This is a genomic window from Mycobacterium attenuatum (genome assembly GCF_900566085.1).
In the GTDB taxonomy this organism is placed as follows: domain Bacteria; phylum Actinomycetota; class Actinomycetes; order Mycobacteriales; family Mycobacteriaceae; genus Mycobacterium; species Mycobacterium attenuatum.
The window spans coordinates 15,930-28,851 of record NZ_UPHT01000154.1 but is presented as its reverse complement, the minus strand read 5'-3'; the positions used below and the strand labels follow the sequence as shown (position 1 = coordinate 28,851).

At 65.2% G+C, this 12,922-nt stretch carries 15 protein-coding genes and 1 pseudogene; 10 read left to right on the top strand and 6 right to left on the bottom strand.

Annotated features, from left to right (window positions below):
* The 5 genes and pseudogenes from EET13_RS30605 to purQ form a co-directional block, all read left to right on the top strand.
* Positions 1-310 (top strand): annotated as a pseudogene (locus EET13_RS30605) (PE family protein); the annotation flags it as partial.
* Between the two features lie 310 nt (positions 311-620).
* Positions 621-1,061 carry a 6-pyruvoyl trahydropterin synthase family protein gene (locus EET13_RS24915; RefSeq protein WP_122444763.1) on the top strand — a complete coding sequence of 147 codons (441 nt, stop codon included), beginning with the start codon at positions 621-623 and terminating at the stop codon, positions 1,059-1,061.
* A 37-nt stretch (positions 1,062-1,098) separates the two neighbouring features.
* Positions 1,099-1,590 carry a 6-pyruvoyl trahydropterin synthase family protein gene (locus EET13_RS24910; RefSeq protein WP_075547451.1) on the top strand — a complete coding sequence of 164 codons (492 nt, stop codon included), beginning with the start codon at positions 1,099-1,101 and terminating at the stop codon, positions 1,588-1,590.
* Positions 1,591-1,671: 81 nt separating this feature from the next.
* On the top strand, positions 1,672-1,911 hold the full coding sequence (gene purS, locus EET13_RS24905) for a phosphoribosylformylglycinamidine synthase subunit PurS (RefSeq protein WP_122444762.1): 240 nt from the start codon (positions 1,672-1,674) through the stop codon (positions 1,909-1,911).
* Complete coding sequence (purQ, locus tag EET13_RS24900) at positions 1,908-2,582, top strand: phosphoribosylformylglycinamidine synthase subunit PurQ (RefSeq protein ID WP_122444768.1); 675 nt, start codon at positions 1,908-1,910, stop codon at positions 2,580-2,582. Before purS ends, purQ begins: the two co-directional genes overlap by 4 nt.
* A gap of 15 nt (positions 2,583-2,597) precedes the next feature.
* On the opposite strand, the gene EET13_RS24895 is transcribed toward purQ, so the two are convergent.
* From EET13_RS24895 to EET13_RS24880, 4 genes are read right to left on the bottom strand one after another with little or no spacing between them, the layout of a single operon-like run.
* Positions 2,598-3,092 carry a hypothetical protein gene (locus EET13_RS24895; protein WP_244604106.1) on the bottom strand — a complete coding sequence of 165 codons (495 nt, stop codon included), beginning with the start codon at positions 3,090-3,092 and terminating at the stop codon, positions 2,598-2,600.
* Complete coding sequence (locus EET13_RS24890) at positions 3,089-3,904, bottom strand: transglutaminase-like domain-containing protein (protein ID WP_244604105.1); 816 nt, start codon at positions 3,902-3,904, stop codon at positions 3,089-3,091. Before EET13_RS24890 ends, EET13_RS24895 begins: the two co-directional genes overlap by 4 nt.
* On the bottom strand, positions 3,901-4,926 hold the full coding sequence (locus tag EET13_RS24885) for a TIGR03619 family F420-dependent LLM class oxidoreductase (RefSeq protein WP_122444760.1): 1,026 nt from the start codon (positions 4,924-4,926) through the stop codon (positions 3,901-3,903). Before EET13_RS24885 ends, EET13_RS24890 begins: the two co-directional genes overlap by 4 nt.
* Entirely contained in the window at positions 4,923-5,732 is an 810-nt protein-coding gene (locus EET13_RS24880) for an Rv0792c family HTH-type transcriptional regulator (protein ID WP_122444759.1), read from the bottom strand. Before EET13_RS24880 ends, EET13_RS24885 begins: the two co-directional genes overlap by 4 nt.
* A 74-nt stretch (positions 5,733-5,806) precedes the next feature.
* Between EET13_RS24880 and EET13_RS24875 the strand changes: the two genes are divergently transcribed.
* The gene (locus EET13_RS24875; protein ID WP_122444758.1) at positions 5,807-6,133 is read left to right on the top strand and encodes a putative quinol monooxygenase; all 327 of its coding nucleotides are present in this window, start codon (positions 5,807-5,809) and stop codon (positions 6,131-6,133) included.
* Here the strand turns inward: EET13_RS24875 and EET13_RS24870 are convergent.
* Positions 6,110-6,571: a cupin domain-containing protein gene (locus EET13_RS24870; protein WP_122444757.1), complete on the bottom strand. Its 462-nt coding sequence runs from the start codon at positions 6,569-6,571 to the stop codon at positions 6,110-6,112. The two genes, EET13_RS24875 and EET13_RS24870, sit on opposite strands and share 24 nt — an antisense overlap.
* A gap of 115 nt (positions 6,572-6,686) precedes the next feature.
* Here EET13_RS24870 and EET13_RS24865 point away from each other — a divergent pair, with 115 nt between their 5' ends.
* A complete protein-coding gene (locus EET13_RS24865) occupies positions 6,687-8,558 on the top strand; it encodes a PPE family protein (protein WP_122444756.1) in 1,872 nt (623 codons plus the stop codon).
* Between the two features lie 42 nt (positions 8,559-8,600).
* Here EET13_RS24865 and EET13_RS24860 read toward each other — a convergent pair whose 3' ends face one another.
* The gene (locus EET13_RS24860; protein WP_244604104.1) at positions 8,601-9,104 is read right to left on the bottom strand and encodes a MarR family winged helix-turn-helix transcriptional regulator; all 504 of its coding nucleotides are present in this window, start codon (positions 9,102-9,104) and stop codon (positions 8,601-8,603) included.
* A gap of 945 nt (positions 9,105-10,049) precedes the next feature.
* Between EET13_RS24860 and EET13_RS24855 the strand changes: the two genes are divergently transcribed.
* From EET13_RS24855 to EET13_RS24845, 3 genes are read left to right on the top strand one after another with little or no spacing between them, the layout of a single operon-like run.
* A complete protein-coding gene (locus EET13_RS24855) occupies positions 10,050-10,571 on the top strand; it encodes a nuclear transport factor 2 family protein (protein ID WP_122444754.1) in 522 nt (173 codons plus the stop codon).
* A 42-nt stretch (positions 10,572-10,613) separates the two neighbouring features.
* Positions 10,614-11,498 carry an enoyl-CoA hydratase/isomerase family protein gene (locus EET13_RS24850; protein WP_122444753.1) on the top strand — a complete coding sequence of 295 codons (885 nt, stop codon included), beginning with the start codon at positions 10,614-10,616 and terminating at the stop codon, positions 11,496-11,498.
* The gene (locus EET13_RS24845) at positions 11,479-12,906 is read left to right on the top strand and encodes an amidase (RefSeq protein WP_244604103.1); all 1,428 of its coding nucleotides are present in this window, start codon (positions 11,479-11,481) and stop codon (positions 12,904-12,906) included. The genes EET13_RS24850 and EET13_RS24845 overlap by 20 nt, the downstream gene beginning before the upstream one ends.
* The last annotated feature ends 16 nt before the right edge of the window (positions 12,907-12,922 follow it).

The following is a 12,922-nucleotide window of genomic DNA, read 5'->3' as shown; positions in this document are numbered from 1 at the left end:
CAGCCATGCCGCCGCCGCCACCACCGCCACCGGAGCCGCCGGCAGCGGCGGCACCGGTGGCGGTGGTGGCGGCGGCGGCATGGCTGGGACCGGGGCCGTGGTGGGCGCCGGCGGCGCTGGTGGGATGGGCGGCAACAGCGGGACGGGCGGCCAAGGGGGCGCCGGCGGGCAGGCCGGCAACGGCAAGCTCGGAGACCCCGGTGGAGCCGGCGGGAGCAATCCCGGCCAAACCGGCATCGGCAGCACCGGTGGTGCTGGCGGTACTGGTGTCGGTACCGGCGGGACTGCCGGCGCCGGCGGCATCGCGTGAGATTGCCGGGTCGCCCATAAAATCAAGATCAAATATTCAATAAGCCGGCGTGACACGGATTATCGATGGATTGCGGCTAGTCCCAATCAAGATCAAATCCAACGGCCCGCGCCACCCGGCCTATCGGTGGATTGCGGCCAGACCACTAGCCGAAAAATCGCACGACTACCACCCAGGTCCGTAGATTTGACTCAAGGTCTTGGCCTTGCCTGGAACTGGATCTAATATTCACTCCGTGACTCTGACGGGAGGTCGTTTCACAGATCGACAATCCTAGCTACGTCGCGCGTGCCCCCGGAGGTGTCGAACCATGAGCCATACGATTGAGAAGACTTTTCGGTTCGATGCGGGCCATCGTTCTCTGGGCTTCAACTACAAAAAAGAAGAAACCATCCACGGCCACACTTGGCAGCTCAGACTGATCCTCGAATACGGGGATGAGCTGGATGATATGAAGACCGTTTTCGACACCAATGAGCTGGCCGTCATAGTCGAGCCGATAATAAGCGACCTAGACCATTCCTTCATTATCTGGGACCAAGATCCGATATACGACGACTTCCTCAAGGTCTGTGAGCTGGCAGATGTCGCGGACAAGGTCTATACGGTCGACTTTAACCCCACGATAGAGGGGCTGGTCGAGCACATCTATCAACGGGTAAAGAGCCAACTCCGGCTTGCCGGCTGTGTCCTGAAGCGGGTTGAACTCCAATGCGCGTCAACACTCAAAGCCAGCTACGGGCTCAATTAGCTCAGTCGTGCGCCCATCCACAGTCAGGGAGAAGGTCATGCCGTACACGATCAAGCAAACCATCCGTCTGGAAATGGGGCACCGCACCTGGACCCACGACATGCGCACGAGCAGAGGCGGTAGCGAGCTTTACACTCCCGAATTGGTGGCCAATAAATGTGCCAACCTGCACGGACATACGATTTTCGTTTCGGTGACCCTCACCGGAGACAGCCTTGACGAGCAATACTTCCTCTTGGACACCGACCTGCTGGAGAATGCATTCAGGCCTATCCTCGACGAGGTCGACCACGCGTTCGTGGTGGACCGGAAGGACCCGCTGTATGAGGACATCGCCGCGGTCGCGCGCAAGGGCGGGCTCAAATTGTGCACGGTGGACTTTTCGCCCACCTTCGAAGCGCTGGTGCGCCACTTCTACGATCGCCTGCAGTCGGTCATTGAGGAAAAAGGGTTGGCCGACCAACTCCGTATCAAGGAAATGAAGGTGCTCGGCGAGCAGACCGTCGAGGCCACCTACTGCGGGGAGTAGGCTCAGCGCTCCTGGGACGCGGCGCGGCAGCTACCGCCGGTAGAGTTGTGCCCGAGCAATCAGATCTGAGGAGGAGCGCCGGTGGCGCGGGTGGTCGTGCATGTCATGCCCAAGGCGGAGATTCTCGATCCGCAGGGCCAGGCAATCGTCGGTGCGTTGGGCCGGCTGGGTCATGCCGGAATTTCAGATGTGCGGCAGGGCAAGAGATTTGAACTCGAGGTCGATGATTCCGTCGACGACACCACGCTGGCAGAAATCGCCGACTCGCTGCTGGCGAACACGGTGATCGAGGATTGGACGATCAGCCGGGAGCCGCGGTGACGGCGCGGATCGGGGTCATCACATTTCCCGGCACGCTCGACGACGTGGACGCCGCGCGCGCGGTGCGCCAGGTGGGCGGCGAGGCGGTGAGCCTCTGGCATGCCGACGCCGACCTCAAGGGAGTCGACGCGGTCGTGGTGCCCGGCGGGTTCTCCTACGGTGACTACCTGCGCGCGGGTGCGATCGCCAGTTTCGCCCCGGTCATGGGCGAGGTGGTGGCCGCAGCGGCGGGCGGCATGCCGGTTTTGGGTATTTGCAACGGATTTCAGGTGCTCTGTGAGGCCGGGCTGTTGCCGGGCGCCCTCACCCGCAATGTGGGGTTGCACTTCGTCTGCCGTGACGTGTGGCTGCGAATCGCGTCCGCGTCGACGGCCTGGACATCACGTTTCGAACCGGACGCCGACGTGCTGGTGCCGCTGAAGTCCGGTGAGGGCCGCTATGTGGCCCCGGAGGCGGTTCTCGACGAACTGGAAGGCGAAGGCCGGGTGGTGTTTCGCTACCACGACAACGTCAACGGCTCGCTGCGCGACATCGCCGGCATCAGCTCGGCCAACGGCCGGGTGGTCGGGTTGATGCCGCACCCCGAACATGCGATCGAGGCGTTGACCGGTCCCTCCGATGACGGGCTCGGCCTGTTTTATTCGGTACTGGACGCCGTGCTGGTGGCCTGAGAGCCGCCCGTCTTTTCATCCGGCGTCGAGCAGCAACGGCGTTGTGGTGTGCGCTGTTACGGCAAGCGGGGGCAATTCGCCGAACAGTTCCACCGCCGCGTCGAGGGCGCGGTCGACGATAGCTGCGAACTCGTCGAACCGGATCAGACCCGGGATCGCTTGGAATGTGCAGGCCGTGAAGCCGACGCGCCGCGGATCCGAAGACCCGTGGACCATCGCGGTGACCGCGCGATTGCGGGTGTTCCACAGGTTGGCGAACTGCGCTAGCCGGGCGTGGTCCGCAGCGGGAAAAAAGCAGGCGGGCGCAACCCGCATGACGAACACGTCCGGACGGCCCGCGGAGATCTCCATATGGACGTGCAACCTTCGCGGGAAAGCGTTTGCGACGAAGAAGAACTCGCCGTCATGGCGGCCGCGGAAGTACCGCTTCCCGCGGGTGCGCAGGTAGTGCTCGATCAGGTGCATGCACAGTGGCTCACCCATTGGCGCACCCATTGACGCAGTCGTCATGAACTCATGCTGGCGGCGGCGCCTTGGTTGCTGCTGGGAGACGGGTTAGCCAAATCCGAAGAATCTGTTGAGAATTCGCTGAGTGAGAACGCCGAATCCGGCGACCGGTGCGCCACCGCGTGGCGGGCGGGGCCGGCCCACAGTTCGTCGTCGTCGGCGACTTGAGTGTGAATGTCACTGAACTCCAAGGCATTCAACACCGCGCGCGCGACCCGCGCATACCATTGGGCGACGTCGCCGGGGTAGTCGGCGTAGCTGCCGTTTTCCTGCAGGATGGGGCCCTCAACCGTCGGAATGTCGGTGAGACCGTCGAACCCGCGCCGGTAGGGTTTGCCCAGCCGCGCGGCCGTCGTCGCGTCGATGGTGGCGTCCAGCTTGACCCAGCGCCCGCCCAAATACGCTTCGCCCAGGGAATGCCACGGCAGCGGCCTGCCGGATTTGCCGTCCCACAGGGCGCGGACCTCCGGGCTGAGGAACTCCTTGTCCGGGGAGGCCACCGTCTGGAATGCGATGCGGGCCGGCACGCCCGCGGCTCGGCACAGCGCGACGAACGCACTCGCCTTTCCCATGCAGAAGGCGACGCCGTGCCGGAGCACGTCGCTGGCCCGGTATTCGCCCCGGTCGAGGTAGCCGAATGCGGCAAGGATGTCGTAGGGCAGGTCGCGCACGTAGTGATAGATGCGTCCGACCCGCTCGACATCGGATGTGGCACCGCGCACCAACGCTGCTGCCGTCTCGCGGATCAGAGGATGGTCGGCATCGACGTAGGCGGTCGGCGACAGATACGGGTCCATGTCTCCGGCATTAGTCATGACGTCGTGACCCGGGACTTGAGCAATGGAATGATGTCGCGCCCGATGACGTGCAGATAGTCGGACTCCACGACCCGCGGAATCGTGAACAGGAAGTGGGTGACCCCACAATCCTGGTATTCGCGGATGCGCTGTGCACAGCGATCAGGCGGGCCGACGATCAGTCCCTTCTCGGGAATGGAGGTGAATTCCAGCCGGATTCGCGCCTCGTCCGCCGCCGAATCGGTGGGTGCCAGCAGCACCGTCACCGACAGCTGCAACGCCGCCGGATCGCGGCCGGCCGACTCACAGGCCCGCGCCAGGAACTCCCGGCGTCGGGCCACCTGCCGCGGCGACCACCACCGCATGTTGACGCCCTGCGCCAGCTCGGCGGCGATGCGGTGGACGCGGTCTCCTTCACCCCCGATCCACAACGGTGGGTGGGGCCGCTGGAGGGGAGGCGGATCGCAGATCGCGCCGTTCAGCGTGTAGAACCGGCCGGCAAAGGTGGGATTCGGCTCGGTCCAGACCGTCCGGATCACCTCCAGGGCTTCCGCCAGTGCCGAGACCCGGTCACCCACCGGCGGAAACGGAATGCCGTAGGCCTCGAATTCGCGCTGGAACCAGCCGGCGCCCAGCCCCAGATCGAGGCGTCCCCCGGAGATCACATCCAGGGTGGCGGCCATTTTGGCGAGCACGGCGGGATGACGATACGAGTTGCACAGCACACTGGTGCCCAGCCGCAACCGGGTGGTGTCGCGGGCCAGCGCAGTCAACGCCGTCCAGCCTTCCAACAGGGGCAGCGATCGGGGGCGGGCGTCCCCGCCGGCTGAACGGGATTGGCTGCCAATGCCGGCGTCCTTGACGTAGTCGTCGGGGCTGACCGTCAGGAAATGATCGCACAGCCAGATGGAGTCGAAGCCATAGTGCTCGGCGGCGCGGGAGACGGTGACCATATCGGGGTAGCTGCTGACGGCCAGCCCGTTGATCGTCAGCGCCAGGATGAGGCCCAGGTGCGGGTCGTTGGATCCGGGAATGCTCATGCGAATTCCGGCCTTTCGATGATCCCGGCGCCCGGGTCGGACACCGTTCGCGGCAGGGTGACAGAAAACCGGTACCGATCGGGGCGGTAGTGGAACACCACCACCTCGAGCGGTGTGCCGTCTTCGCCGTAGCTGGTGCGATCGAGCACCAGCACCGGTGCGCCCACCGGCAACTCCAAGACCGCGGCCACTTCGGCGGATGCGCCGGCCGCCGATATGTCGTGGGTGGCCTTGGCAATCCGGATGCCCAGTCGGTGCTCCCACATCGTGTACGTGGTTTCGGTGTCGAGGGCACCGGACAGCAGTGGTTGCACCGCGTCGCCCACACTCGGTGGTAGGTAGGCGGTGACCAGCGCCAAGGGTTCGTCGCCCGCGCTGAAGCGCCGACGAATGCACAGGACCTCCGGCAAGGCCAGCGTCGCGGCGATCGGTCGCGGGGCTGGGCAGACCCTGTGGGACAACACGTCGACCCCCGGGGTGACACCGGAGCTCATCAGCACCTCGGTGATGGTGCGCACTCCCGAACCGAGCTCCTGCTTGACCGGATCCGCAACGAAAGTGCCCAGCCCCTGGCGGCGCACCAGTAACCCTTGACGTTCGAGTATCCCCACCGCGGCACGAACGGTCACCCGGCTCAAGCCGGACTTGTCGATCAGCTCCCGTTCGCTGGGCAGCCGCCCGCCGCTGGGTAGCCGCTGGTGGACGATCTGCGTCTTGAGTGCTTCGGCAAGTTGAGTACTTGCCGGCACGCTGCCGCGCGATATCCGGAGATCCGCGGCGTCCAGGTCAAGCTTGACACTCGTCATATGACGTATTAGAACGTCTTAGGACGTCAGGCGTCAAGTGCTGGCGTTTCGCGTCTCCGAAAGGTCGTCGTCGCATGTCGTCAACAATCGCGGTCATTGCCCGCTTCATCCCCCGCCCAGAATCGATGCAGGCGTTGCGTGTCCTCTTGGCGGCAATGACCGCGCCCACCCGCGCCGAAGCGGGATGCCGCACCTATGACCTCTACGAAAGCGCCGGCGGAGGCGAGCTGGTGTTGTTCGAGCGGTATCGCGACCACAGCGCGCTCGACGAGCACCGCAGCTCCGCGCATTACCGCAGCTACCGCGAAAAGCTGCCCGCGCTGCTGCGCGAGCCGGTCGCGGTCACCGTGCTCAGTCCACTCGACGAAGGCGTGGCTTCAGAGCGGATACAGCCCCGGTAGGTTGACCACGATCGGTTCCTGGGTGCTGCGCGCGATCACCACCTCCGCGGGTGTGGTCGGGTCGGGGTTTTCTTCCCGGTGCGGCAGATACGGCGGGATGAAGATGTAATCACCGGGCCGGGCCGCGATCCGAACTTCCTGGACGCCGTCGTGAAACACGAACTCCGGGTGGCCACTTCGCACATAGATTGCGGTTTCGGACTCGCCGTGGTGATGGTTGGCCGACGCTGCGCCGGGCGACACGTGGGTCTCGCCCATCCACAACTGCTCGGCACCTACCGAACGTCCGCTCAGTGCGGCAAACCGCCGCATTCCGTCGGATTGCGCGGTGTCGGAGCTGATTTCGGATGACCTGACGTGGTGCACCCGCTTGCGTGCGGCTGCCGCCGGCGGTACGCCGCGGTGAAACTCGGGATGAAAAGCGTCCGAGGTTGCCATGCGCACTCCCTAAACCAATTAGGCACTCCGGCAACAGGTTTGCGAATTTTCCGACTATCGCCGCCGGGCACGGCTAAGTTTAGTGGATCCGCTCCTGGCGAGTAGAGGAGTCTCGATGCCGCCAAATTTCGCGTTGCTGCCGCCGGAGGTCAATTCGGCACTGATGTTCGCCGGCGCCGGGCCGGCGCCGTTGCTGACGGCCGCCGGCGCCTGGGATGCGCTGGCCGAGGAGTTGAGCCTGTCGGCGGCCTCGTTTTCTGCGGTGACGACGGGCCTGGCCGCCGGGGCGTGGCAGGGTCCGGCGGCGGCGGCGATGGCGGCGGCGGCGGCCCCGTATGCGGCATGGCTTGACGCGACGGCGGCGCAAGCAGCCGGGGTGGCGGGTGGGGCCCGCGCGGTCGCCGGGGTGTTCGAGGCGGCGCAGGCCGCCGTCGTCCATCCAGCGGCGGTGGCGGCCAACCGCTTTCGGGTCGTGTCGCTGGTGCTGTCGAATGTGTTCGGGCAGAACTGCCCGGCGATCGCGGCATTCGAAGGCGCCTACGAGCAGATGTGGGCCCAGGATGTCGGCGTGATGGTCGGCTACCACGCCGGTGCCTCGGCGGCAGTGGCGCAGCTGACGTCCTGGCAGCAGTCCCTGTACAGCGCGCTCGGCATCGCCGGCCCGCAAAACATCGGCGTCGGCAACATCGGCAGCCACAACGTCGGCAACGGCAACCGGGGCGATGCGAACGTGGGCAATGGAAACATGGGGAATTCCAATGTGGGCAGCGGCAATACCGGCAGTTCCAACCTCGGCAGCGGCAATACCGGCAGTTCCAACCTGGGCAGCGGCAATCGTGGCGACAGCAATGTGGGCGGCGGCAACTCGGGCACCGGCAATGTCGGCGGCGGCAACACCGGCAGCCAGAATCTGGGCTTCGGCAACGACGGTAAGGGCAATATTGGCGGCGGTAACAAGGGCGACGGCAACATCGGCTTCGGAAACGTGGGCCCGACGGACACTCCCGCCCACAACAACATCGGCAGTGGCAACACCGGCAGCTTCAACCGCGGCTCGGGAAACACCGGGGATTCGAATTGGGGCTTCGGCAATACCGGCAATGGCAATATCGGCTTCGGCAATACCGGCAACGGCAATATCGGCATCGGGCTCACCGGCAACAATCAGTTCGGCATCGGCAGCCTGAACACCGGTAGCGGCAACATCGGATTCGGCAATTCGGGCTCCGGCAACATCGGCTTCTTCAACTCCGGGACCAACAACGTCGGCTTCTTCAACTCGGGCTTTGCCAACACCGGTTTCGAAATCTCGGGGACCAACAACACCGGCTTCCAAACCACGGGCGGCACCGTCACCGGCTTCTGGAATACCGGCCTGGAAGCCACCGGCTTCGGAAACACCTCTAGCGAAACGACCGGTGCGTTCAACTCCGGCCGGTATGCCACGGGCTTCTTCAACTCGGCCAACGAGAACACCGGCCTGTTCAACTCGGGTCGCGGCAACACCGGCTACTTCAACTCGGGCGAAGGCAACACCGGTGTTTTCAACGCCGGCGCACGGAATACCGGCTTTGGCAACGCGGGCAATATCAATACCGGCGGGTTCAACGGCGGCAACCTGAATACGGCCATCGGTCAGGCGGGTGACGGGCCCGGCCCGAGTTCCGGTTTCGGCAACCTCGGTACCGGTTCTTCAGGATTCTTCAACCAGGGCGACGACGCCTCCGGGCTCGGCAACGCCGGTGACAACACCTCGGGCAGCCGCAACCTGGGCTCCGACGGTTCGGGCTTCAGCAACTTCGGCTTCGGCGGTTCGGGCTTCCAAAACTCCAGCGACCGCGGCTCCGGTTTTTTCAACGGCCTCAACAACGGCGTCGGATTCCAGAACTCGGGCTTCTTCAACATCGGCATCCGCAACTCGGGCCTCGGAAACATCAGCGAGTTCCCCGGCACCGACAGCGGGCACTCGGGCTTCTTCCACCGCTAAAGCGGCAGCTGCCGGGTGCGCAACGGCGCCACTTGTGGCGGTCTAATACCAGCCGGGTTCCTTGACCGGGAACATGCCGGGATCGAATTCCAGCTTCGATCTGGCGACCGCACCCAGTTCGCCCAGCAGCCTGATCAGTTCGTCGCGGCCGTCGTCACCGATGCGTTTGCGGATGGCCCGGTCCAGGGCAGCCGCCTTACGCAGGCGCGCCGTGACATACTCGATGGCCTTGGGCGCTAGCTCGACCACCTTCTCGCGCTGGTCGGTCGTTGACGGCTTGACATGCACATAGCCGCGACGACGCAAGTCGGCGACAACCTTGCTGGCCGCCTGACGACTGACGCTGAACTGCCGCCCCATCTGGGAAATCGTCACGGGCTCCGGTTGCGCATACAGCGCGAACACATAGATCATCGGAAACTGTAGATCCGGAAAACCCGCGGCTTCCATCTCGATGTCAATTCGCCGGGAATAGCTCCACCAGGCAATGCGCAACGCTAGGCCGAGTTCTGTCTGTGGTGCTCGGGTGCTGGGTCTGGCCGCCACGATCGACAGCATAGGCGATCGGCTGTGCCGTCGGCCGTCATCACACGCGACGGGCCCACTTCGGCGGTCCGCGGGTGGCCGGATGACTCGATGACGACCCGGGGATCCGCTGGCGCTGCTGGACTTCGCGGTAACGATTTTGTCAATCATAATTGACAACTCGGGAGGCACGGTCCTAGCATCTCATATTGTCAACGTATGGGGACAAATTTGGTGGGAGTGAACCGCGTGACTACCGCTGCCGCCGGAAACGGCGGGCGGGCCGGGGCGACGATGCCGCCGGGCGCGGAGCCGCCCTGGCCGACGCTGTGAATCGCCTTGTGTCACGGACGGTTCAGCGTCGACGCCGCCAGAGCGGCAGTAGGGCTCGTTTCGGTCAACCTCGAAAGGTGTTCGGAATGTCGAAGATACGCAGCATATCGGCCGGTGTTCTCTGTGTCGTCGGCGTGTCGTTGGCGGCCGGCCCGCTGGGTACCGCGGTAGCTTCCGCCGACCCCGTGCCACCGGTCCCGCCTCCGACGCAAGACATCCGGCCGGGGGCTGGCGCTCCGGGTCAGCAGGCGGGTCCTCCTGGTCAGCATGCCGGTCCTCCGGGTGAGCAGGCAGGTCCTCCGGGTGCGCAGGGGGGTCCTCAGGGGCCGGTGGCGGGCCCGCGAGGCCGACACGGCGGTCCTCCGGGTGCGCAGGCGGGTCCTCCCGGTCAGCAGGCCGGGCCTTCGGGGCCGTTGGGCGGCCCGCAGCCGGGTATGCCGCCACACTGACGCAGCAGTACGCGTCGGGGTGCGGCCCGGCCCTGACCAGGGCACGGCGAGCCGGCGCAGCCAACGGGTTTCAACGCTTGTCCGCAACGGCCCGTTGAGGACGCCGGGCTCGAAATGGGACTCGAAATGGGACTCGAAATGGGACTCGAAATGGGACTCGAAATGGGAAAGGAAAGGTCAATCGATGTTGACACATCAATACATGCCGGTCGGTGATGTCGGAGGAGTGAACTTCGACGTCGTAGATCGACTGGCAATCATGAATTTGTTCGGCGCCTACGCCTACACCTACGACCAGGACCGGCTCGAGGACTTTCGTGAGTTGTTCACCGACTCGCCCGAGCTTGTCCTGCTGCACGACAACCGCGAGCTTACGGCCGACATCGACACCGTGATGCAGTTGCTGTCGGCACGGAAAGCGAATTTCGTCGCCGAAGGTAACAAGCGGCGTCACGCCCTGAACTCGTTGTGGTTCACCAGCCAAAGCGCCGACGAAGCTACCGGGCACTGCTATGTGCAAGTATTCTCTATTCGAGCAGGCGGCCCCCCTACTGCCCATCTCACAGCCTGTTACGACTTCACGGTGGTCAAACAGCAGCGCGTGTGGCGGATCAGTCGATGGGTCGTGACGGCCGACCAGATCGAAACCGGAATCCCGAGCGACGCAGCCCCGGCAAGTATGAGCACGATGTCGTCAGTCGCTTAGGCGGCGCGGGGGCCGGTGCGCAACAGCGGCGAGAGGACGCGCATGACCCCCACCGAGGAGATCACCACGCCCGGCAGCGATCTCGAAGCCGTGATCAGCGCCATGATGCGCAGCCAACCGCCCGCCGCGGAAGTCATCGATCGCGTCGCTGTGCAAATCCACCGGAACGTCGTGGTGACCACCCTGTGTAATCCGCAGGCGCACAACGCATTGAACCTGGCCGCCTGGCGGCGCCTGAAGCTGCTGTTCGACGACCTGGCGGGCGAATCGGACCTGCGGGCGGTGGTTATTCGCGGTGCGGGCGATGCGGCGTTCGCCGCGGGCGCCGATATCAGCGAGTTTCCCCGCACCCGGATGACCGCCGTGGACGCGGCGACCTACAACGAGAGCGTTGCGGCGTGCCTACGCGCCGTGACCGCGATACCGGTTCCGGTCATCGGCGCGGTCCGCGGACTTGCCGTCGGTGGTGGTTGCGAACTGCTCGCCGCCTGCGATGTCCGTATTGCGGCCGACGACGCGCGCTTTGGCATCCCGATCGGCAAGCTCGGCGTCACCCTTGGCCTCACGGAGTCCGACACCGTAGCCGGGCTCATCGGTCCGGCGGCCTTGAAGTATCTGTTGTTCAGCGCCGAGCTGGTCGACGTCGAGCAGGCCGCGCGTTGGGGTTTGGTGCAGAAGGTCGTCGCAGCAGCCGAATTGCCGGACGCGACAGCCAAACTGGTCGGCCAGATCTGCCGGCAATCGGCGGTGACGATGCGCGCGACGAAAGTGGTTGCCAATATGCACGGTCGGGCGCTGACCGCGGCCGACACCGATGCCCTGATCCGATTCGGTGTCCAGGCTTACGAAGGAGCCGATGTGCGGGAAGGGGTGGCCGCCTTCAGTCAGCGGCGGCCGCCGAGATTCTGTGACAGCCAGGAGATCTGAGGTTTCAGCGCAACTGGGCGACAACGGGCTGTGGCAACTTGAACTGACCGAGCTTGCCGAGCTTATTCGCACCCGGCAGGTCAGCTCGGCGGAGGTGACCGGCGCGACGCTGCGGCGAATCGAGAAGCTCGATACACGGCTGAACAGCTATGCGTTCGTCACGGCCGACGCTGCGGTCGAAGCCGCTCGTGCTGCCGACGCTGACCTCGCCCGCGGGCACTACCGGGGTGCGCTGCACGGGATACCCATCGGTGTGAAAGATCTCTGCTACACCGCCGATGCCCCCACGGGTGCGGGCACCCTCATCCATCGCGGGTTCCGGTCGTCCTATGACGCCACGGTCGTGGCGAAGCTGCGCGCTGCCGGGGCCGTGATCACCGGAAAGCTGACCATGACCGAGGGGGCATACCTCGCATACCATCCCAATCTGCCGGTGCCGGTCAATCCGTGGGATGCGGCGGCCTGGGCCGGCGTGTCCTCGAGTGGCTGCGCCGTGGCCACCGCAGCGGGGTTGTGCTTCGGTTCGATCGGTTCGGATACCGGGGGATCGATCAGGTTTCCGACGAGCATGTGCGGGGTCACCGGGATCAAACCAACCTGGGGCCGGGTGAGTCGGCATGGAATCGTCGAGCTGGCAGCAAGTTTCGACCACGTCGGGCCTATCGCCAGAAGCGCTGCGGATGCGGCGGTCCTGCTGAGGGCCATTGCTGGATTCGACGTTGGCGACCCGACGTCATCGCGAACGCCCGTGCCCGACTATGCGGCTGACCTCGCGCTGAGCCGGGTCCCCCGAGCCGGTGTGGACTGGTCGCAACTGTCCGGTTTCGATGACGACACGACATCCATGATGGCCCAGGTTGTCTCGGCACTGGAAGGAATCGGTTGGCCGGTCGTCGAGGTCACGCTGCCCGCGCTGGATCGGATGGTCGATGTGTTCGCCAAGATGCGCGGGGTCGAGACGGTGATCGCGCATGCCGAGACCTACCCGGCACGCGCCGACGAGTACGGACCGGTGCTGCGCGGGCTTCTCGACAACGCGCGAAAGCTGAGTGCCGTTGAGTACCAAGGACTGATCACCCGGCGGCGTGAGTTCACCGAAGCGCTGCAGCGGGTGTTTACCGACGTGGATCTGGTGTTGCTGCCCAGCACGGGTCTGGCGTCGCCGACGGTGGCCGGCATGCGGATGCTGGGTGCGGACCCGGTGCTGTCCGCCGCGTTGGCCAGACCGACTGCCCCGCTCAATGTCACTGGTAACCCGGCGATATGCCTGCCCGCGGGAGTCACGTCGCGCGGGACGCCGCTCGGGGTGCAGTTCGTCGGCCGTCATTTCGCCGAGCAGTTCCTGGTCCAATGCGGTCATGCGTTCCAGCAGGCCACCGCGTTCCACCGGCGCCGTCCGCAACTGTGAATCCGCCGGTATCGAG